The organism is Pseudomonas sp. WPR_5_2 (assembly GCF_003634475.1).
Lineage (GTDB): Bacteria > Pseudomonadota > Gammaproteobacteria > Pseudomonadales > Pseudomonadaceae > Aquipseudomonas > Aquipseudomonas izuensis.
The window spans coordinates 576354-597515 of record NZ_RBLA01000004.1 but is presented as its reverse complement, the minus strand read 5'-3'; the positions used below and the strand labels follow the sequence as shown (position 1 = coordinate 597515).

General features: G+C 60.8%; 14 protein-coding genes. 12 read left to right on the top strand and 2 right to left on the bottom strand.

Features of this window, described 5'->3' with window-relative positions:
* Positions 1-555: 555 nt before the first annotated feature.
* Positions 556-1266 (bottom strand): GntR family transcriptional regulator, encoded by a 711-nt coding sequence (locus BJ917_RS18355; protein ID WP_121104017.1) that lies wholly within the window; start codon positions 1264-1266, stop codon positions 556-558.
* Positions 1267-1501: 235 nt separating this feature from the next.
* Between BJ917_RS18355 and lapG the strand changes: the two genes are divergently transcribed.
* Positions 1502-2167, top strand: coding sequence for a cysteine protease LapG (gene lapG / locus BJ917_RS18350; protein WP_372237737.1), 666 nt, complete (start codon positions 1502-1504; stop codon positions 2165-2167).
* A gap of 14 nt (positions 2168-2181) precedes the next feature.
* Positions 2182-4128 carry a cyclic di-GMP receptor LapD gene (lapD, locus tag BJ917_RS18345; protein WP_121104015.1) on the top strand — a complete coding sequence of 649 codons (1947 nt, stop codon included), beginning with the start codon at positions 2182-2184 and terminating at the stop codon, positions 4126-4128.
* A 156-nt stretch (positions 4129-4284) separates the two neighbouring features.
* Here lapD and BJ917_RS18340 read toward each other — a convergent pair whose 3' ends face one another.
* Positions 4285-4650, bottom strand: coding sequence for a tryptophan synthase subunit beta (locus BJ917_RS18340; protein WP_096514017.1), 366 nt, complete (start codon positions 4648-4650; stop codon positions 4285-4287).
* Positions 4651-5210: 560 nt separating this feature from the next.
* On the opposite strand from BJ917_RS18340, the gene bcsQ reads away from it, so the two are divergent.
* The 10 genes from bcsQ (at position 5211) to BJ917_RS18290 (ending at position 21150) form a co-directional block, all read left to right on the top strand.
* Positions 5211-6353, top strand: coding sequence for a cellulose biosynthesis protein BcsQ (gene bcsQ, locus BJ917_RS18335; RefSeq protein ID WP_096514016.1), 1143 nt, complete (start codon positions 5211-5213; stop codon positions 6351-6353).
* A complete protein-coding gene (bcsA, locus tag BJ917_RS18330) occupies positions 6350-8572 on the top strand; it encodes a UDP-forming cellulose synthase catalytic subunit (protein ID WP_372237728.1) in 2223 nt (740 codons plus the stop codon). Before bcsQ ends, bcsA begins: the two co-directional genes overlap by 4 nt.
* Entirely contained in the window at positions 8572-10836 is a 2265-nt protein-coding gene (gene bcsB, locus BJ917_RS18325; RefSeq protein ID WP_121104013.1) for a cellulose biosynthesis cyclic di-GMP-binding regulatory protein BcsB, read from the top strand. Before bcsA ends, bcsB begins: the two co-directional genes overlap by 1 nt.
* Positions 10837-10843: 7 nt before the next feature.
* A complete protein-coding gene (bcsZ, locus tag BJ917_RS18320; RefSeq protein WP_121104012.1) occupies positions 10844-12088 on the top strand; it encodes a cellulose synthase complex periplasmic endoglucanase BcsZ in 1245 nt (414 codons plus the stop codon).
* Positions 12064-15996: a cellulose biosynthesis protein BcsC gene (locus BJ917_RS18315; protein WP_121104011.1), complete on the top strand. Its 3933-nt coding sequence runs from the start codon at positions 12064-12066 to the stop codon at positions 15994-15996. Before bcsZ ends, BJ917_RS18315 begins: the two co-directional genes overlap by 25 nt.
* 15 nt (positions 15997-16011) lie before the next feature.
* Positions 16012-16680, top strand: a complete 669-nt coding sequence (locus BJ917_RS18310) for an SGNH/GDSL hydrolase family protein (protein WP_096514011.1) — start codon at positions 16012-16014, stop codon at positions 16678-16680.
* Positions 16680-17348, top strand: coding sequence for an alginate O-acetyltransferase AlgF (locus BJ917_RS18305; RefSeq protein WP_121104010.1), 669 nt, complete (start codon positions 16680-16682; stop codon positions 17346-17348). Before BJ917_RS18310 ends, BJ917_RS18305 begins: the two co-directional genes overlap by 1 nt.
* A gap of 18 nt (positions 17349-17366) precedes the next feature.
* A complete protein-coding gene (locus BJ917_RS18300; RefSeq protein WP_096514009.1) occupies positions 17367-18782 on the top strand; it encodes an MBOAT family protein in 1416 nt (471 codons plus the stop codon).
* 11 nt (positions 18783-18793) lie between these two features.
* Positions 18794-19936: a cell division protein FtsQ gene (locus BJ917_RS18295; RefSeq protein ID WP_096515606.1), complete on the top strand. Its 1143-nt coding sequence runs from the start codon at positions 18794-18796 to the stop codon at positions 19934-19936.
* A gap of 326 nt (positions 19937-20262) precedes the next feature.
* The gene (locus tag BJ917_RS18290; RefSeq protein WP_096514008.1) at positions 20263-21150 is read left to right on the top strand and encodes a TauD/TfdA family dioxygenase; all 888 of its coding nucleotides are present in this window, start codon (positions 20263-20265) and stop codon (positions 21148-21150) included.
* The last annotated feature ends 12 nt before the right edge of the window (positions 21151-21162 follow it).

The following is a 21162-nucleotide window of genomic DNA, read 5'->3' as shown; positions in this document are numbered from 1 at the left end:
CAGAACGGGTATTAATGGTTGTTCGGTCAGCATTCATTGGCGGCGTAGAAAAGTTAGTACACAAATAAAGTGCTGATCAAGTTATTTTATTAATATTTATTTGTTTAACTTTCTCTGGCGCGACAAGTTCCAATAAAACTTTTCATATAAGTTTTATTTGGGTGTAGTTACTCCTTCCGTCTTATATAAGCCAGAATTTAAATGAAGAGTGAATGCCTCACTCGAAGCAACTTTCCAATGGAATCCGTCGAGGTGATCTGAGGGGGATGGAAGTTGGCCGGGGCAATGCCGTGTTCTTCCGTTCCCGTGACAAGGCTCCTTCCGTAGGTTCCTGGTGCGGGGACTGCGCCACTGTTGCGGTGCGTCACCCATTCATTGGTTGTCGGCACCCCAAGAGTGAGCGTAATTCAAGGCAGCCGCTATCACCGGGGCGTGCGAGTCGGGGGAGGGTTTATAGGAGGGAAAAATGTAAGCGGATAGTTCGCCGAACTGGTTTTTTGCAGGAGCAAGCGGTGCGGCGATCCGACTTGCTTCTGCAGGTTCGGGGCGTGTGCTCTACTTCGAGGTGTTTCTGTTCTTGGCTTCAGGGCTATTGAGGTAGCGTGTAATGACCTCGACCCCTCGATTGAGATGATTTTCGAGCAGTTTCACGGAACCTTCGACGTCCCGGTTTTCGGCGGCGTGCAACAGGGCCCGGTGATCTTCCTGGGATAACTTGCCCAAACCCATGGCTTCCAGATTGAAGCGCAGAAAACGTTCTTCCTCGTTCAGCCCATCTTCGACCAGTTTCAGCAGCCGTTTATTGGGTGCCTTGCAGTACAGTGACATATGGAAAAGACGGTTGAGCCGGCCGATTTCAGTGTAGTCGTGTTCCGTTTCCAGCTCGTCGATGTAGCGGGCTGACTGTTCGAGATCCGCCGTATCCAGCAGCGGGACCGACAGCCTCAGTGCTTCGGACTCCAGCAGGATCCGCAGGGCATAGGTTTCCGCGGCATCGCCCTGAACCAGTGGTGCGACCACGGCGCCTTTATGGGCAATCACGTTGAGTAATGCTTGTGCTTCGAGTTGGCGCAAGGCTTCGCGCACCGGCATGCGGCTGACACCAAACAGGTCGGCCAGATCTTGTTGGCGCAGTGCAATACCGCAAGGCAGGCGGCCATCGAGAATAGCCGAACGCAAGGTTTCTTCGATAACCGAGCGAGCCAGGTGCGCGGGAATCGGCCCGTTGACCTTGATACTGCTGAGAGGGTTGGGCTTTTGTGTCACTACAACGCACCCTGATTGACTGAATAATTTTGGATCCAACTGACACTAGTAACAGCCTGACGGCTTGTCAAACGCGCAACAGAGCGCCTTTCCTTCAGTTTAGCGCGCCATCGATGATCTCAGCGTGCCATTGTTTTTTAACAGGCTACCCTACACCATCAACCGACTCCCATTTGCCTACCCTGGATGCCTTCCGTTGGCGGTATGTTTCCCTGCTTCCCGGATTTTGCGTTGGCTGTGCGGCGCATTGCTGCTGGCCGGTGTGATGCTGGGCGATGTGCTGGGCGATGGGCAGGCCGATTGGGACTTTTCCCTGATCAGCCGCCGGGCGCAGGCATTGTACGGGCCTTTGGGCGAAGGACAGCAGCGTATTGATGATTGGAAACACTTGTTGGCCTCCCAGCAGCAGGTCAGCGAGCTGGAGCAACTGAACCGGGTCAACCGGTTCTTCAATCAGCGAATGCGCTACGTCGAGGACATCGACCTCTGGCACCAGGTCGATTACTGGGAGACCCCGATCGAAGCCTTGTGGAAAGGTGCCGGCGATTGCGAAGACTACGCTATCGCCAAGTACTTCAGCCTGCGCCATCTCGGCGTTGCCAGCGACAAGTTGCGCATCACCTATGTAAAGGCGTTGCGCCTGAATCGCGCGCACATGGTGTTGACCTACTACGCAAGCCCCGACGCCATGCCGCTGGTGCTCGACAGCCTGATCGACACGATCCAGCCGGCCAGCCAACGTACGGATTTGCTGCCGGTCTACGCTTTCAATGCACAAGGGTTGTGGTTACCGGGTGCCAAGGGCAACCAGAAGGTCGGTGACACCAAGCGCCTGTCTCGCTGGCAAGACGTGTTGAAGAAAATGCAGGCAGAAGGATTTCCGGTCGAGACGATTAATTAGGAGCACGCCCACAGATGTCCTTGTTCAAACAGCTGTTGATCGCAATCTGTCTGTTCCTGGTCGTCGCCTTCACCGGCAGCTTCATGGTCAGCCTGGAGAGTTCTCGTACTCAGTACGTCAACCAGTTGCGATCCCACGCCCAGGACGCCGCGACGGCGCTGGCGCTGTCCCTGACACCGAACATCGATGACCCGGCAATGATTGAATTACTGGTCAGCTCGATCTTCGACAGCGGTTACTACGCGAGCATCCGGGTGGTCGACCTCTCCAACGACAAGACGCTCGTCGAGCGCAGCGGTATCCCGGCAGATACCCGTGTACCGGGCTGGTTCGTCCGAATGATCGGCCTTGAACCTGCCGGCGGCGATTCGATCGTCAGTCGCGGCTGGGAGCAGGCTGCGCGGGTCGAGGTGGTCAGCCACCCGATGTTCGCCCTGGCCAAGCTGTGGCAGAGCGCGCTGGGCAGTCTGGTGTGGTTACTGATCTGCGGCGTGGTCAGTGCGATTCTGGGGGCGCTGTTGTTGCGTCGGCAATTGAAACCGCTCGATTACATGGTCCACCAGTCCCATGCCATTGCCCGCCGCGAATTCCTCAGCCTGCCGCAACTGCCGCGCACGCCTGAACTGAGGCGAGTGGTGCAGGCCATGAACCAGATGGTCGAGAAGCTCAAGGCACTGTTTCAGGAGCAGGCCGAACGCAGTGAAAAACTGCGGGTCGAGTCCTATCAGGACAACCTGACCGGGTTGGCCAACCGTCGCTATTTCGAGATGCAATTGAACGCTCGGGTGAGCAATCCTGAACAGGCCAGCTCTGGTTACTTGCTGCTATTGCGGGTTCAGGATCTGGCGGGCCTCAACCAGCGTCTGGGCGGCCAACGCACCGACGAATTGTTGCGGGCGGTTGGCGAGCAGCTGTCGCGCGAATGCGCCCGGTATCCGGCAACGCAAAACCTCGTTACGCGGATTCGGGGTGGCGAATTTGCCGTGCTGGCGCCGGGGCTGATGCGCGAAGAAGTGCTGCAGCTGGCGCAGCACCTCGACACGGCCCTAACCAGCCTGCATGCGACCGGCGCCACCGACGTGGCCTCGGTCGCCGCGATCGGGTTGGCGCCGTTTGTCCATGGTGATGCGCCGCAAGCGGTGCTCGGGCTGGCGGATCAGGCATTGGCGCAGGCCGAAAGCCAGGTCGATTCGAATTGGGTCTGTCTGGATCATAGCGCCCTGGCCGGTGTCGGCGATGATCATCATGCCTGGCACAACCTGCTGGATCGGGCGCTGAAGCAGCGGCAGTTCGCATTGTTTTTCCAGCCGGTGGTGGCCAGTCAGGACACACAACAGGTCCTGCACCACAAAGTACTGTCGCGCCTGATCGACGATCAGGGCCAGAGCATACCGGCGGGGCGCTTCCTGCCGTGGCTGCAGCGGTTCGGCTGGGCCGCGCGGCTCGATCGTCTGATGTTGGAGCTGGTGCTCGAGCAAATGGCCGATCATGAAGAGTCGCTGGCGCTGAACCTGTCTTCAGCCACCCTGGAAGATCCGCAGGCATTGAATGCGCTCCTTGAGCTGCTGCGTTCGCATTCCAGCCTGGGACCACGGCTGACCCTGGAAATCGGTGAAGAACAATTGCCGGGGCAAGCCATGCTTGAGGACCTGACGCGGCGATTGCGTGGGCTGGGGTTCTCGTTGAGCCTGCAACATTTCGGCGGGCGTTTCAGCATGATCGGCAATCTCGCCCGGCTCGGGTTGGCGTATCTGAAAATCGACGGCAGCTACATCCGCGCAATCGATCAGGAAAGCGACAAGCGCCTGTTCATCGAAGCCATCCAGCGTGCGGCGCATAGCATCGATTTGCCGTTGATTGCCGAACAGGTCGAAACCGAAGGTGAGCTGGCGGTGATTCGGGAGATGGGGGTGTATGGGGTTCAGGGGCGGTTGGTGGGGGGGCCGAAGCCTTGGCAGTAAGGCTTGGAATTTGAGCCGCATGTGATGCCGCCATCGCGGGCGAGCCCGCTCCCACAGATTTTGCGTCGAACACAAGTCCTGTGATCGCCACCACTCCCTGTGGGAGCGGGCTTGCCCGCGATGGCGACGGCACAGTCAGCGAAGAAGTTGAAACCTTCAGATATACCCCTCTTCATCATCATCAACCAAATGACTCAACCCGCCCAACGCCTCCCGGGCCTGGGTCCGGTCCATGAGCTTGGCTTGTGCAGGATCCGGCAAGTCAGTGACCAGGATCACGCCTTTGCTGATCAACACTTCGATCAAGTCGTCGAGTACCCGGATCATTTCCAGGTCGCTCTGCTGGAGCTGCTTGAGTTGTTTAATCTGCTTGAGCTGTTTGAGGCTGGTGGCCATGACTTCATTGGCGAACCAGGCCTGGAGGTCAGGGTGGTCGGTCGGCAGCGTTTCCGTGGATTCGGCGTAGGCTTGTGTTTCGACGCGCGTCAGTTTTCCTTCTGCATTGCGTTGCACGTAGAACATGGAGCATCCCTCGGAAGTGAATCGCGTCATGCTGTCAGCCAGCATAGTCAATATCGCGCCAGTAAAGGGCACCTCTCACATCCTGCTCAATAACTCTCGCACTAAAGGTTCGCGGATCGTTGCTGTCTGTTTATAACTAACACATTGATTTAAAACATATATGTCTAAACCGCCAAAAACGACCTCTATAACGATAGTTCAAATGGTCCGCGAATTGCTTTGCAGGTCCACGTTATTTTCGGATTGCCGTCTATCCACCGGACTGCCATCTGGCGTAAATCATGTGCGCCGTTGTAAGCCTTGCCGGATAATCCCGCGCCGCCGCCAGCCCCTGTATTCAGCAGCCTGTAGCGAATGCGGGGCCGCAGACTCCAGGCAGGATGCGCCAAATAAAAATAGGTGGGTTCGTCAATTTTATGGCGATAAAAAAGGTTTTTTTAATCGCAACCAACTATTACACTTGCGGCATTCAAAATATTGACGATATCATTTTGATGGCTTGCTTCGATGAACTTGAGCGACCTGCTCCCTAATATGCCAGCGCCTCGGATAGTCCTTTTATGAATCGTACAGACGATATATCGAATCTATTCAACAGGTTCGGAGCAAGTGCGGACAGTTATCTCGAGTTCGGCAGTCATTTCGAATACAAGGAAAAGCCGCTGGCGCTGGTCCCGACCGCGCCGGAACCTGCACCTGTCGTTGAAATCGATCAGCCGCTTGCTCAGCTCGACGATGCAGCGCCCGTGGTTTCGATCAAGGGTGCCGAGGCGCAGTTGTTGTCCGTTAAACCCCGGCAGGCCGGTGCGCCGCTTCGCCATTTGCTGGCCGAAGTAGCGCTGGCGCGTGAGGCTGAAGCGCAAGCACGCAATGAGGAGGCGCTGCGCCAGGCACTGCCACACGGTCGCCCAGCCAAGACCCGAGCCCACGTTATTGCGCTCGTATCGGCCAAGGGCGGCGTGGGTAAAAGCACGTTGGCCTCCGCGCTGACCACCTCATTACGGTTGGAAGGCGGCCAGACACTGGCCATCGATCTCGATCCGCAAAATGCCTTGCAACATCATCTGGGCGCCGAGCCGGATGTTTCAGGCATGGGCAATGCCAGCCTCAAGGGTGAAAACTGGAAGGCGCTGCTGCTGGCGGGACCTGCAGATTCGTTGCTGCTGCCGTACGGTTCGGTGACCGAAGACGAGCGACGGACGCTGGAACGTTATATGGAACACGATCGTTACTGGCTGGCGCGCCAATTGGCGAGCATGGACCTGGGCGAAAACGATCTGGTGATTCTCGATACACCGCCAGGTCGCACCACTTACCTGGATCAGGCCTTGACGGTGGCGGACCAGGTGCTTGTCGTCGCGACTGCCGATGCGGCGTGCTTCGTTACGCTGGACCAGACGGAACGTTTACTGGGTGAGCGCGTGGCTCGCGACATGGCGCCACTGTGCAGCTACGTGATCAATCAGTTCGACAGCTCTCGCCAGTTTTGCCGGGATATGCACGAAGTGTTCAAGCGTCGCCTCGGTTCACAGCTGCTGGGCGTCGTGACACTCGACCACGCCATCGGCGAGGCATTGGCCTATGGCCAGAACCCGCTGCTGGAGGCCGAGTCGTCCCAGGCCTGCCAGGACATGCTGACGCTGGGTGACACACTCAAGGCGCAGTTGAAGTCGATGGACGTTGCAGAGTCGTTTGCCTCGTGATGAACACTTCAGTTCCGGATGCGGCCGTCCAGAGCCGCCCACAGCACTGGGCTCAAGCTGTCTCTGATCGGTTGAGCAGTCTGCCAACGATATGGCGTCGGGTGTTGATCGCAAGCATGACCGTGTTTTGCGGTCTGCTAGTGCTGTTCATCATCACGGTACCCTTCGAGCTGTATTCACAGTGCATTTTTGCCCTTGGCTGCTTTATCGCGGCCATGGTGTTGCGCAAGATTCCCGGACGCCTGACGGTGCTGATGCTCATCGGGCTGTCGCTGACGGCTTCCCTGCGCTACATGTACTGGCGACTGACCTCTACCCTCGGGTTCGAGGGCTGGGTCGATATGTTGTTCGGCTACGGCCTGGTCCTGGCCGAGTTGTACGCCTTGATCGTGCTGCTGTTCGGTTACCTGCAAACCGCGTGGCCGCTGCGCCGTAAACCGATTTTGATGAGCGGCCCTCCCAGTGAGTGGCCGACCGTCGATGTATTCATCCCGTCCTACAACGAAACCCTCGACATCGTGAAGGTCACGATCTTCGCTGCCCAGGCCATCGACTGGCCCCAGGACAAACTGCGCGTCCATGTGCTCGATGACGGTCGCCGCGAAGATTTTCGCGAGTTCTGCGAGCAAATTGGCGTGGGTTACATCGTTCGCGACAACAACCGCCATGCCAAGGCAGGCAACCTCAATGAAGCGCTGAAGGTCACCAGCGGCGAGTTCGTGACGATTTTCGACGCAGACCACGTGCCGACGCGCTCTTTCCTGCAAGTCTGTGTCGGCTGGTTCATCAAGGACCCGAAGCTGGCGATGCTGCAAACGCCGCACTTTTTCTTCTCGCCCGACCCGTTCGAGAAAAACCTCAACACCTTCCGTTCCGTGCCGAACGAGGGCGAGCTGTTCTATGGGCTGGTGCAGGATGGCAACGACCTGTGGAACGCGACGTTCTTCTGTGGATCCTGTGCGGTGATCCGTCGGGCGCCGTTGCTGGAAGTCGGTGGCGTGGCCGTCGAGACCGTGACCGAAGATGCCCACACCGCACTCAAACTGAACCGTGCCGGCTACAACACAGCTTATCTGGCCATTCCTCAAGCGGCTGGCCTGGCGACCGAAAGCCTGTCGCGGCACATCAGCCAGCGGATTCGCTGGGCACGGGGCATGGCACAGATTTTCCGCACCGACAATCCGTTGTTCGGCAAAGGGCTGAGCCTGGGGCAGCGGGTGTGCTACGTGAACGCGATGCTGCACTTTTTCTACGGCCTGCCGCGCCTGGCGTTCCTCACCGCGCCCTTGGCTTTCCTGTTCTTCGATGCGCAGATTTTCCACGCCTCGGCCTTGATGATCACCGCCTATGTATTGCCGCACATTCTCCATGCCAGCCTGACCAACTCCAGCATTCAGGGGCGCTTTCGCCACTCGTTCTGGAACGAGGTCTACGAGACAGTACTGGCCTGGTACATCATGGGCCCGGTGCTGATGGCGCTGATCAATCCCAAATTCGGTGGTTTCAACGTGACCGACAAGGGCGGGGTGATCGACAAGAAGTATTTTGAATGGAAGCTGGCCCGACCCTACATCGTCCTGCTGCTCCTGAACTTCGGCGGCCTGATCTATGGCGGTATGCGCCTGATGGAGGGCGCCGAAGGCGCAACGACCACGATCCTGATCAACCTGGCGTGGACGGTCTACAACCTGATCATCACCAGCGCCTCGGTGGCGGTAGCCAGCGAAACCCGGCAGGTACGTTCCGAGCCTCGGGTGGCCGCTGTCTTGCCGATACGCCTGACCCGTGCCGATGGCACTACGATCGAAGGCACGACCCAGGACTTCTCGCAAAAAGGACTGGGTTTCCGTTTGCCCGATGACCTCGACCTTCCCAAGGGTGAGCGCGTACAGATCTCGCTTTTCCGCAATCAACGACTCAGTGTGTTTCCCGCCGTGATTGTGTTCAGTCGCGAGGGGTTGTTGGGGGCGCAGTTCGATCAATTGTCCCTGCGTCAGCAAAGTGAGCTGGTACGCCTGACGTTCTCGCGAGCCGACACCTGGGCTGCGACCTGGGGCAGTGGTCAGGTCGATACGCCACTGGCCGCCTTGCGGGATGTCAGTAGCATCGGCCTGCGCGGTATCTACGAACTTTTCAAAGCAACGCTCATGGAAGTGCAGCACCTGTTCCGCAGTCGCCGAGCCTCCCCGCCCCCCCTGGAAAACGTTTTGGACAAGTGATGAATTCGAAGTCTTTCGCTTTCGGTATCCTGCGCGACCGCGCATTGACACGCCTGACGTGCGCCTTCTTGGCGTTGGGTGGGGCTGCTACGGCATTCGCCGAGACCGCGCCGGTGGGTGTTGCGCCGGGGGGCAATGGTTACAGCGTGAGCCTCAAGCAGTTGGGCCGCAACTATCCGATGAGCCTGCACGGCGTGGAGTCCACCGATAGTGTCAATTTCGATGTGCGTGCCGATTCGATCGTGACCGGCGCCAAATTGAAGTTGCAGTACACCTATTCGCCGGCGCTGCTGGCCGATCTGTCGCAGATCAACGTCATCGTCAACGATGAAGTGGCTGCAAGCCTGCCCCTGCCCAAGGAAAACGCCGGGCAACTGCAATCGCAGGTGGTCACTATTCCGGCGCACCTGATCACTGAATTCAACCGCTTGAGCCTGCAATTCGTCGGTCACTACACCATGGGGTGTGAAGACCCTCAGCATTCCAGCCTGTGGGCGAAGATCAGCAACGCGACGGAGCTGAGCATTGACGTGTCACCGCTGGCCTTGCCCAACGACCTGTCGATCATGCCGCTGCCGTTTTTCGATCGCCGCGATGCTCGTACCTTGAGCCTGCCATTCGTGTTCGCCGGTGCACCGGACAACACCGCCCTTGAAGCCGCTGGCGCACTGTCGTCGTGGTTCGGTGCCCAGGCCAGTTATCGCGGCGCGACGTTCTCGACGCGCTTCAACCAGATTCCGGTCAGCGGTAATGCCGTGGTCATGCTCAGCGGGCCGGACGCACTGCAGCTTGGCGCGCTGAACCTGCCTGCGGCCAAGGGCCCGACCCTGACGGTCATGACCAACCCCAATGACGCCAACGGCAAGTTGCTGGTGATCACCGGTCGCGATACCCGTGAGCTCAAGACCGCGGTCACGGCATTGGTCCTCGGCAGCCAGGCGCTGTCGGGCAGCAGCGTGGTGATCGATCGCCTCGATACGGTGCAACCGCGCAAGCCTTACGACGCCCCGAACTGGTTGCCGAGCGATCGCCCGGTCAAGCTCGGCGAGTTGCTGCCGGCCAAGCAATTCAACGTCTCCGGCTACAACCCGGGCGACATTACCGTGCCGCTGAATTTCCCGCCGGACCTGTTTACCTGGCGTGACGAAGGTGCGCCGCTGAACCTCAAATACCGTTACACGCCGCAGGAAAAATCGACCAATTCCTCGTTCATCGTCAGCTTCAACGATGGCTTGATTCAGTCGCAAAACCTGTTGTCCCAGGACAAGCTCGACAGCGGCGTACTCAGCGCCCTGAAAGGCAATGACACCCTGGGTCGCGAAACCCGCGTGCGCCTGCCATTGAACTCGGTGGCCCTGCAATCGCGCCTGCAACTGCGCTACATGTTCGATTACATCAAGCAAGGCGAGTGCGGCGACATCATCATCGACAACATGCGCGGCAGCGTCGATCCGGAATCGACCCTCGACTTGAGCGGCTACGACCACTTCATGGCGATGCCGAACCTGGGCGTGTTCAAGGATGCAGGTTTCCCATTCACCCGCCTGGCCGACCTGTCGCAAACGGCCGTGGTGCTGCCGGATAACGCCGGCGCGCCGGAGCTGGATGCTTACCTGACGGTGCTTGGCCGCTTTGGCCAATCCACGGGTTACCCGGCAACCGGCGTGTTGGTGACGCAGGCCGCGCAGCTCCAGGCAGCCGCCGACAAAGACCTGCTGGTGCTGGCTTCCGGCACAAACCAGCCGTTGCTGACACAGTGGGCTGATCACCTGCCGGCAACCGATGCCGGCGGCCAACAGAGCTTCCATCTGTCTGACCTGCCAATGCGCATACGTGACTGGATCAGCCCCGACCCGGACGCCAATCAGCGCAAGGCGCGTCTGGCCATGGCTTTCTCCGGGGGGGAGCGCAGCACTTATTTGACCGGTTTCGAATCGCCGCTCAAAAGCGGTCGCAGCGTCGTGGTGATCGCCAGCGGTCAGCCGGCAGGCCTGGCTGAAGCAACCAGCGCCCTGATCGGCGGTGAAGATTACGCCCAGTCGATCCAGGGCAGCCTGGTGGTGGTGCGTGGCAAAACCATCGAGCCACTGGTGGCGGACGAGCAGTACTACGTTGGCAACCTGGGGCCGTTCAAGTCCGTGCAATGGCTGTTGTCGCGCCATGTGGTGTTGACGATGCTGCTGACCGGTCTCGGAGTGCTGTTGCTCAGTTGCCTGGCTTACCTGGCGTTGCGTTCCCGTGCCAAACAGCGGTTGGGTCACTGAAATCGCCATGACCACCCTCGTCACCCACCGTTGCAAACTGACATTCGTGCGCCGCTGGCGCCGGGCCGCGCTGTGCCTGGCGGGCGCGCTGGTGTCACTGAGCCTGACGCCGGCCATGGCGGCTGACGCGGCCGCGTGCACCAGCGGCGACTGGCCGCTATGGCAAACCTATGCCGCACGGTTCGTCCAGAACGACGGGCGCCTGCTGGAATCCAGCCTCGAACGCAATCACAGTACGTCCGAAGGCCAGTCCTACGGCATGTTGTTCGCCCTGATCGGCAATGACCGCGCGCGCTTCGATGCCATGTGGAAATGGACCGCCGACAACATGGCCGGCTCTGACATCAACAGTCGTCTGCCAGGCTGGTTGTGGGGGCAGGGCAAGGACGGCACCTGGCAATTGCAGGACGCCAATTCGGCATCGGATTCGGACCTGTGGATTGCCTACGCCCTGCTCGAAGCCGCGCGGTTGTGGCAGCGCCCGGACTATCGCGAAGACGCCTTGCACCTGCTCAAGAACATTGAAGGCCAACTGGTGGTGAACCTGCCGGGTCTGGGAAGAATGGTGCTGCCCGGACCGGAAGGTTTCGTACAGCCCGATCATCTATGGCGCCTGAATCCCAGCTATTTGCCGCTGCCGCTGCTGCGCCGACTGGCCAAGGAAGCGCCAACGGGGCCGTGGAAGGAAATCGCCGAAAACACCTTGAAGATGGTCAGCGCTTCGAGCCCCAAAGGCTATGTGGCGGACTGGATCGGTTACCGCGCGACCGCACCGAAGGCGGGGTTGTTCGTGGTCGATCCGGTCAAGGGCGAGTTGGGCAGCTATGACGCCATTCGTGTCTACCTGTGGGCCGGCATGACGCCCAAGTCCGATCCGTTGGCTGCCCCGCTGCTGGCGCGTCTGGAAGGCATGTCGAACAGCACGGCCTCCACCGGTGTACCGCCGGAAAAGGTTCACGTCATCAGCGGCGCGCTCGAAGGTCAGGGGCCGTTCGGGTACTCTGCGGCGCTGATTCCTTACTTCCAGGCCAAGGGCCAGCCGTGGTTGGCCGAGCAGCAGCAACGTCGCGTCGAAGAAGCTTTGAATGCGGCGCTGGCCAAGGCCGACGGCGAACGGGCCGAACCGCTCTACTACAACGCCATGCTCAGCCTGTTCGCACTGGGCTGGGCTGAAAAACGCTATCAGTTTCGTGATGACGGAACACTCAAATTGTCTTGGGAGACGTCATGCACCCGCGCCGTCACACGCTAGCCATCGGTATTCTCACCGCCCTTATCGGCACCGCTGCCCACGCAGAGACCAACGAGGTGCAGGCGCGGCTGATCGAGCAAGGCCAGTACTGGCAGACCCGCGATAACGCATCGCGTGCCGCCGAGGCCTGGGAAAAAGTCCTGCGCCTGGACCCCAACCAGGCTGACGCGCTTTACGGCATGGGCCTGATCGGCGTCAAACAGAACAAACCCGAGCAGGCTCGGCAGTACCTGGCACGCTTGCAGGCGTTGTCACCACGCCCCTGGCTGGCGGCGCAGCTGGAACAGGACATTGCCCTGACCGATCCGCAGAACATGGCCCTGCTCAATGAAGCCCGGCGCCTGGCCGATGGCGACCAGCGTGACCAGGCCACCGTCGTGTTCCGCAAGCTGTTCGCCGACCGCATACCCGAAGGCAAGGTCGGCCGTGAGTTCTACACCAACCTGGCTTTCAACGACGCCAGTTGGCCCGAGGCGCGCGCGGGACTCGAACGGTTGCTGCGCGAAACGCCGAATGACTCGATCGTGGCGTTGTTCCTGGCCAAGCATCTGGTGCGCCACGAAGACAGCCGCCCGGAAGGCATTCGTGCCCTGGCCAGGCTGTCGACCCGCACGGACATTGCCGGTGACGCCGACGAGAGCTGGCGCCTGGCATTGGTCTGGACCGGGCCGCCGAACGCCGCGCAGGTGCCGTTGTTCGAAGAGTTCCTGAAGGCGCATCCGGACGACCAGGAAATCCGTGATTTGCTGAACAAAGGCAAATCGCAGTCGGCCACCGCCGGTGGTTCGGGGTGGCAGCAAGATCCACTGGTGGCGCGTGGGCTCCAGGCGCTGGAGAAGGGGGATCAGGCCGGAGCCGAGCAGGCGTTTGCCGCCCGCTTGAAAAACAAACCCGACGACGCCGATGCCCTCGGCGGCCTGGGCGTGGTGCGTCAGCAACAGAACCGTTTCGGTGAAGCCGAGCAGTTGCTCAACCGCGCCATCGCCAATGGCGGGACGCGCTGGAAGCCGGCCCTGAACAGCGTGCGCTATTGGGCATTGCTGCAACAGGCCCGCGACCAGGCCAGGACGCAACCGGCCAAGGCACAAGAGAGCATTGCCCAGGCCATGCGCCTGAACCCCAACGGTGTCGATGCACGCCTGACCCTCGCCGACATCCAGGCCCAGGCCGGGCAACTGGATGCCGCGCAGGCCAATTACCGCCAGGTGTTGAACGTGCAGCGCGGCAACCCTCAGGCCGTTCAGGGGCTGGTCAACGTGCTGGCGCAAACCGGTCAGGCGGATGAAGCCCTGCGCTTGCTCGACACCCTGACACCGGACCAGCAGGCCGAGATGGGCGGCAGCGCTCGTCTGCGCGCATTGCGCTCCACGCAAGCGGCCAAGCTCGCTGAACAACGCGGTGATACACGCGCTGCCCAGCAAGCCCTGGCGCAAGCGGTGCTGGACGACCCGGACAACGTCTGGACCCGTTTCGACCTCGCGCGTCTGTACCTCAAGGCCGGCGAATCGCAGAAAGCCCGCGACCTGATCGACAGCTATTTGAGGGCCCATCCGGGCGACATCGATGCGCTGTACACCAGCGCCTTGCTCTCGGTGGAAATGGAGCAGTGGAACGCTGCGCAAGCGAGCATCAGCCGTATTCCGGCCGAGCGCCGCACTGCGGACATGAATGCGCTGGCCGACCAGATCACCCTCACGGTGCAGATCAAGCTGGCGTCGAGCATCGCCAAGCGTGGACAGCGCCAGGAAGCCCTGGCCTTGCTCGATCGTTTGCAGCCCGTGGCCAGCCGCAGCCCCGATGGCATGGCGACCCTGGCATCGGCCTATGTCGACGCCGGCGATTCGGCACACGCACAATCGATGATGCGTGACGTGATTGCCCAGACGGCGACGCCGTCCGCGGACCTGATGCTGCAATACGCCAACCTGCTGCTCAAGACCGGCGACGATGCGCAGGTCAATTCGATCCTGCACGGTCTGCAAAACCAGCAGATGAGTGTGGCCACACGCAAGCGCTTCGATGACGTGCTGTATCAATACCGAATCCGCCAGGCCGATATCCTGCGCGAAAACGGTGACCTGGCGGGCGCCTATGACACCCTGGCACCGGCGCTGGCTTCGCGCCCGGGGGACGTGGGTGCCGTTTCGGCGCTGGCGCGGATGTATGCCAGCAATGGCAACAATGCCAAGGCATTCGAGTTGTACAAACCGCTGTTGCAGCGTCAGCCCAACGACCCGCAAATTTTGCTGAATGCCGCCGATGCGGCGGTGCAGGCCCACGACATCGGCTATGCCGACCGTGCGCTGGAGCAATTCCTCAAGCTGGAAACCTACGATCCGCAATCGCTGACCGAAGCGGCACGGATTTACCGCAGCATGGGCAAGTCCAGCCAGGCGACCGAGTTGCTGCGCAAGGCCGTGGCCATCGAACAAAGCGAGCAGAAACGCAGCCTGACGGCCCAGGCCAGCAGCCTGAATGTCGCGCCGAACCCGTTCGTGGGCCAGCCGGGCCAGCGCAATCAGGTGAGTCGCGTGCCCGTGGATACCATTCCAGCCCCGGCGCAGGCGCAACTGGAAGGTGCGGCGCCGGTCCTGCTCGCCAGCAATGGCGCGGTACCCGCCGATGCCTATCCGGGGCAGGCGCAACCGCGTGTGGCGGCCACAGGTACCGGACGCCAGGCGTTGCCCGCCGGACGCTTCGCCGGTGCCACGGGTAACCCGTTCGCACCGCAGGGAACGGTCAACGTGGCCGTCGATCAAGTCAGTTCGGCCCAACGCGCCCTGGACAACATTCTTCAGGAGCGCAGCGGTTACGTGACTCAGGCCGTGACGATTCGCAGCAATGACAGCGAGTCGGGGCTGAGCAAGATGACTGACGTTGAAACGCCGCTGGAGATCAACCTGCCGTCCGGTGAAAACCGCTATGCCGTGCGTGTAACGCCGGTGTCACTGAATGCGGGCAGTGTCGGCAGCGATTCGGCCGCCCGATTCGGTGGCGGTGGCGCATCGCCCGACGGCACCGGTTCCCAGCGCGATAAAGGGGTCGGTCTGAGCGTGGCCTATGCCCGCCCGGATGAAGGTATCAAGGCCGATGTCGGCACCACGCCGATCGGCTTCAAGTACAGCACTGCGGCCGGCGGCGTGAGCGTCGATCGGCCATTCTCCGACAACGCCAACATGCGCTACGGCGTCAACGTCTCGCGGCGTCCGGTGATCGATAGCGTCACCTCATTCGCCGGCGCCACCGACAAACGCACCGACCAGTCGTGGGGCGGTGTGACGGCCAACGGCGCCCGCGCGCAGCTGAGCTATGACAACCAGGAAGTGGGTAGCTATGGCTACGGTTCGTGGCACAAATTGCTGGGTCACAACGTGGCGTCCAACAGCCGCACCGAACTGGGCGGGGGCGTGTACTGGTACTTGCGCAATGCCGAGGACAGCAAGCTGACCCTGGGCCTGAGCGCCACGGGCCTGAGTTTCGAAAACAACCAGGACTTCTTCACCTACGGCCATGGCGGTTACTTCAGCCCGCAAAGTTACTTTGCCCTGGGCGTGCCGGTCACTTGGGCGCAGCGCACGGAGCGGTTCTCCTACCAGGTCAAGGGCTCGGTGGGTGTGCAGTACTTCGAGCAGGACGCGGCGGATTACTTCCCCAACGACAAAGACCTGCAGGCGGCCAACAACCAGCGTTACAAAGGCCAGAACAAGACAGGCGTGGGTTACAGCCTGAGCGGTGCCGGCGAGTACAAATTCGGTTCGAGCTTTTTCCTCGGCGCCAATCTTGGCCTGGACAACGCTCAGGACTACAAGCAATTCACTGGGGGCATGTACCTGCGCTACATGTTCGAAGACATGAACGGCCCGATGGAATTGCCGGTCAGCCCCTACCGTTCCCCTTATTCCAACTGATTTCCGGAGACTTCAATGCCTTCTTCCGTTCTTGCCGGTATGACCCTTCTGGTTCTTGGCGAAAGCCACATGAGCCTGGCGGACCACTTGATGGAACCGCTGCAAGCCAACCTGACCCAGCAAGGCGCGATCGTGCACTCGATCGGCGCGTGCGGCGCCAGTGCCGGCGACTGGCTGATCACCAAGAATGTCGATTGCGGCGCCGAGCAAAAAGGCAACGGCAAGATTGTCATCAAGGGGCGCGAAGCGACGACGACGCCGATCAAGGATCTGATTGCCGCCGACAAGCCGGACCTGGTGGTGCTGGTGATCGGCGACACCATGGCCTCCTATGACAAACCGGTGTTCCCGAAAGCCTGGGCCTGGCAGAACGTGACCGCCCTGGCCAAGGAAATCACCGCCAATGGCGCCAAATGCGCCTGGGTCGGTCCTGCCTGGGGCAAGGAAGGCGGCATGTACAAGAAGAACGACGCGCGTACCAAGTTGATGTCGGCGTTCCTGGCGAGCAACGTGGCGCCTTGCACCTACATCGATTCGTTGAGCTTCTCCAAGCCGGGCGAGTGGGTCACGACTGACGGTCAGCATTTCACCGTGGCCGGTTATAAATCCTGGGCGACTGCCATCGGTGGCGCGCTGGCCAAACTGCCGGCCGACGCGGTCAGCAACAAGGGAGCCAAGCAGTGATGCGCGCACTCTCTGCTGTGTGTGCTATGGCGGCGCTGTGCTCCAGCGCCAATGCCCTGGCTGCCGAATTTGCCTTGTACCCCACCGGCCCCAGCGAAGACGCAGCCTTCATCCGCTTCGTCAACGCGAGCACCGCGCCACTGGACGTCATCGCCCAGGCCGGGCAACCGCCGATGCGCCTGGAAGCGGCGCAACCGGTCTCGTTGTTCTTCCCGGTGCAGTCGAGCAGTGCGGTCAAGGGCACCCTGGTCAGTGGCGCACAAAAACTGGCCATGGACCTGAAAATCGAGCCCGGTGAATTCGCCACGGTGGTCGCGCTGCCCGACGGTGCGGGCATCAAGCAAGTCGCGGTGCGCGAGCAACCTGACGACTTCAATGGCCTGAAGGCGTCACTGGCGTTCTTCAACGTCGATGCCGGGTGTGCCGAGGCGAGCCTGCGCCCTGCAGGGCGAACCGCCGATCTGTTCAAGGCGGTGCCCGTCGATAGCTTGCAACGCCGGTCGATCAACCCGGTCAGCCTGTCGGTGCAACTGGTGTGCGCGAACGCCAATGTCGGTGCCCCGCTGGACTTGGGCGAACTCAAGGCGGGCGAGCGTTACAGCGTGCTGCTGGTGCCTTCGGCCAGCGGTCCACGACTTCTGAACGCCACGGACACGCTGTCCCACTGATCGGATTCTGTCGCCGCCATGGTCTTCGCCTCACTTGAGTTCCTGACGCTTTTTCTGCCTGTGTTTCTACTGGCATATGCCCTGGGCAAGCCGGCCTGGCGCAACGTCATCCTGCTGATCGGCAGTTGGCTGTTCTACGGTTGGTTGAGCCCGCTGTTCCTGAGCCTGCACGTGGTGTTGACCATCGTTGCCTGGGTCGGCGGGCTGTTGGTGGACCGCGCCCGCGAAGGTTCGAAAGGGCGGGTGAGGTTGCTGATTGCATTGATCGTGTTCAACACGGCCGTGCTGTGCTGGTACAAGTACGCCAACATCCTGGCCGGCACCTGGAACGAGCTGATCACCTACTACGGCGCCATGCCGTTGGAGTGGCAACGGGTGGCGTTGCCGGCGGGGCTGTCGTTCATTGTCTTGCAGGCGATTTCCTATCTGGTGGACGTGCATCGTCATACGGTGCCGGTGGAACGCAGCTTCATCAATTACGCGACCTACATTTCGATGTTCGGTCACTCGATTGCAGGTCCCATCATTCGTTATGACTGGGTGCGTCGCGAGCTGACCCAGCGCTATTTCAGCTGGCAGAATTTCTCTCTGGGCGCGCGCCGTTTCATGATCGGCATGTGCATGAAGGTGCTGGTGGCGGACACGTTGTCGCCTTTGGTGGACGTCGCGTTCCATCTGGAAAACCCGTCCTTCGTCGATGCCTGGATCGGCTGCCTGGCCTACTCGCTGCAATTGTTTTTCGACTTCGCCGGTTACAGCGCCATGGCCATCGGCCTGGGCCTGATGCTGGGCTTCCACTTCCCGGAAAACTTCAACCGGCCGTATCTGGCCAGCAGCATCCAGGACTTCTGGCGACGCTGGCATTTGTCGCTGTCCAGTTGGCTGCGTGACTACCTGTACATCGCCCTCGGCGGCAACCGCAATGGCGCGTGGAAGACCTATCGCAACCTGTTCCTGACCATGGCCATCGCCGGTCTGTGGCATGGCGGTGACAGCTGGAACTACCTGTTGTGGGGCTCGGCACATGGCATTGCCTTGTGCATCGACCGGCTGTGGTCGCGCTCCAGCCTGCCAGATATCCCGCCATTGTTGTCGCATACCCTGACGCTGCTGTTCGTGTTCCTCGCCTGGACGCTGTTCCGTGCCCCGGACTTCCATACCGCGCTGACGATGTACGCCGGTCAGTTCGGCCTGCACGGTTTTGCCCTGGGTGATGCCTTGGCGGTGACCTTGCGCCCGGCCCATGGCCTTGCGGCTTTGCTCGGCGTGGTGTGCGTCGTCGCGCCGTTGTTGCACAACCGTTGTGAACAACGGTTTGGCGGCTATGGATTCTATGCACCGATGGCGGCCCTGTGGCCGGTGGCGGGTTTTCTGCTTTCGTTCGCGTTGATCGCGAGCCGTGAAGCGGTGCCTTTCCTGTACTTCCAGTTCTGATGGCCGCGCCCATGTCCTCTTCCTCTCACGTACCGGTCCCACCGAGTGAATTCAATGCCCGAATCAGCAAGGTGGCGGGTGTTGTGTTTGTCGCGTTCCTGGCGGTCGGCTTTGCGTCCTGCGCCTGGCTGTTGCTCAGCGGCAAGGTGGAGATGCTGCCACCCAAGCTGAGCGTTGATGACGTGCTGCATGGCGAGGTGACCCACAAGATCGCCAAGCAATTGTCCAAGGGCGCAGTGCCCGAGCAGGCGGCGAACCTGGAGCGCGGCGGCAGTTGGCTGGCGCTGCACGATACCGGTCCACGGGTACGTTCCGGCTGCCCGGGCTGGCTGTTCCTGACCGACGAGATGCGCATCAACCGTCACGCCCAGGCCAATGCCGAAATCAAGGCGGGTGTGGTGCGCGACGTCCGCCAACGTCTGGCCAAACGCGGCATCACGCTGCTGGTGGCGGTGGTGCCGGACAAGAGTCGTATCGCCAGTTCGCAATTGTGCGACCTGCGTCGTCCGGTGCAGTTGCAGGCGCGTGCGGTGGCTTGGGTCGATGGTTTGAACAAGGCCGGTGTCGCGGCGATTGACCTGGCGCCGACCCTGCAACCCCTGGGCGCCGAGGCGTACCTGCGCACCGATACCCACTGGAGCGAAACCGGTTCTGCGGCGGCGGCCAAGGCGGTGGCCAGACAAGTGCAAGCCATGGGCATCAGCGCTACGCCGCACAAAGACTTCGAAATGAAGGTGCAAGACCCGGCACGCCGTCCTGGTGATCTGGTGCGCCTGGCTGGCCTTGAATGGCTGCCTGTGACCTGGCAACCGACGCCGGAAACCGTGGCCGCCACATTGATCAACGAGAAGGCCGCCGAGGCGCAAAGCGGCGGCGATAACCTCGACGATCTGTTCGGCGACGACAACCTGCCCAACGTGGCGTTGATCGGTACTTCGTTTTCGCGCAACTCCAACTTCGCCGGTTTCCTGCAACAGGCACTGGGTGCGCCGATCGGCAATTTCGCCAAGGACGGTGGCGAGTTCTCCGGTGGCGCCAATGGCTACTTCAACAATCCGGCGTTCAAGCAGACGCCGCCCAAGCTGATCATCTGGGAAATCCCCGAGCGGGATTTGCAGACCCCGTACGGCGAAGTGATTGAGTGGGCCAAGTAGGTTTCAGCGAATGCGTTGAGGCGGATGGCCCCATCGCTGGCAAGCCAGCTCCCACAGGGGGCTGTGTTGAGCACAATATTGGGGTCTGACATGGAATTCTGTGGGAGCTGGCTTGCCAGCGAAGGCGACCTCAAAATCACCTCATCTCAAATGCCATATGGTTATTCTCTAACGGTATTTAAATTACCGTTCTTATATCTATAAAGTCATATTTCTGCGTACCTGCCGACCAATCGGCGCGCCGCACGACACAAACCAACACGGGACCTCCGTGAGTTTTTGATCGACGCGCGCGCCCTTGAGCGTGCCGTGCGTGGGAGTGATTTATGTCAGCCGTTTCAGCATCGCCAGCCATCGCGCCACAATCCTTTGAAATCCGCCCGTTCAGCGGTGCGGTGGGCGCCGAAATCATCGGCCTCGATTTGTCCCGCCCCATCAATGATCAAGACTTCGCCCGCATTCACCGCGCGCACCTGGATCATCACGTGGTGGTGTTCCGCGACCAGCGCATTACCCCTGCGCAGCAAATCGATTTCAGCCGCCGTTTCGGCGTACTGCAGATCCACGTGCTCAAGCAATTCCTGCTGGCCGGGCATCCGGAAATCCTCATCGTTTCCAACATCGTCGAGAACGGCCAGAACATCGGCTTGGGCGATGCCGGCAAGTTCTGGCATTCCGATCTGTCCTACAAGGAACTGCCGAGCCTGGGCTCGATGCTGCATGCCCAGGAGCTGCCATCGGAGGGTGGCGACACCTTGTTCGCCGACATGCACAAGGCCTGGGACAGCCTGCCCGAGGCGCTGCGCAAAGCGGTTGAAGGCCGCTCGGCGGCGCACTCCTATACGGCGCGTTATAGCGAGACCAAATTCGAAGGCAACTGGCGTCCGACCCTGACCCCGGAGCAACTCGCCCAAGTGGCTGAAGTGGTGCATCCGGTGGTGCGGACTCACCCGGAAAACGGGCGCAAGGCCTTGTTCGTCAGCGAGGGTTTCACCACCCGCATCGTTGGCCTGCCGGAGGACGAGAGCCAGCAGTTGCTGGCCGAGCTCTACGCCCACAGCGTGTTGCCGCAAAACATCTACCGCCATCAGTGGCAGCCCCATGACCTGGTGTTCTGGGACAACCGTTCGCTGATTCATCTCGCCGCCGGTTGCCCCAGCCATCTGCGCCGCAAGCTGTATCGCACCACCATCCAGGGCGACGCGCCTTTCTGATCTGTCGGAGAT

What these genes read in the sequence shown, in the direction of transcription:
- BJ917_RS18305 (WP_121104010.1), top strand. Translation starts at nt 16,680, where the DNA reads ATGCGCGCACTCTCTGCTGTGTGTGCTATGGCGGCGCTGTGCTCCAGC.
- BJ917_RS18315 (WP_121104011.1), top strand. Translation starts at nt 12,064, where the DNA reads ATGCACCCGCGCCGTCACACGCTAGCCATCGGTATTCTCACCGCCCTT.
- BJ917_RS18310 (WP_096514011.1), top strand. Translation starts at nt 16,012, where the DNA reads ATGCCTTCTTCCGTTCTTGCCGGTATGACCCTTCTGGTTCTTGGCGAA.
- lapD (WP_121104015.1), top strand. Translation starts at nt 2,182, where the DNA reads ATGTCCTTGTTCAAACAGCTGTTGATCGCAATCTGTCTGTTCCTGGTC.
- BJ917_RS18295 (WP_096515606.1), top strand. Translation starts at nt 18,794, where the DNA reads ATGTCCTCTTCCTCTCACGTACCGGTCCCACCGAGTGAATTCAATGCC.
- BJ917_RS18290 (WP_096514008.1), top strand. Translation starts at nt 20,263, where the DNA reads ATGTCAGCCGTTTCAGCATCGCCAGCCATCGCGCCACAATCCTTTGAA.
- bcsB (WP_121104013.1), top strand. Translation starts at nt 8,572, where the DNA reads ATGAATTCGAAGTCTTTCGCTTTCGGTATCCTGCGCGACCGCGCATTG.
- bcsQ (WP_096514016.1), top strand. Translation starts at nt 5,211, where the DNA reads ATGAATCGTACAGACGATATATCGAATCTATTCAACAGGTTCGGAGCA.
- BJ917_RS18300 (WP_096514009.1), top strand. Translation starts at nt 17,367, where the DNA reads ATGGTCTTCGCCTCACTTGAGTTCCTGACGCTTTTTCTGCCTGTGTTT.
- bcsZ (WP_121104012.1), top strand. Translation starts at nt 10,844, where the DNA reads ATGACCACCCTCGTCACCCACCGTTGCAAACTGACATTCGTGCGCCGC.
- BJ917_RS18340 (WP_096514017.1), bottom strand. Translation starts at nt 4,650, where the DNA reads ATGTTCTACGTGCAACGCAATGCAGAAGGAAAACTGACGCGCGTCGAA.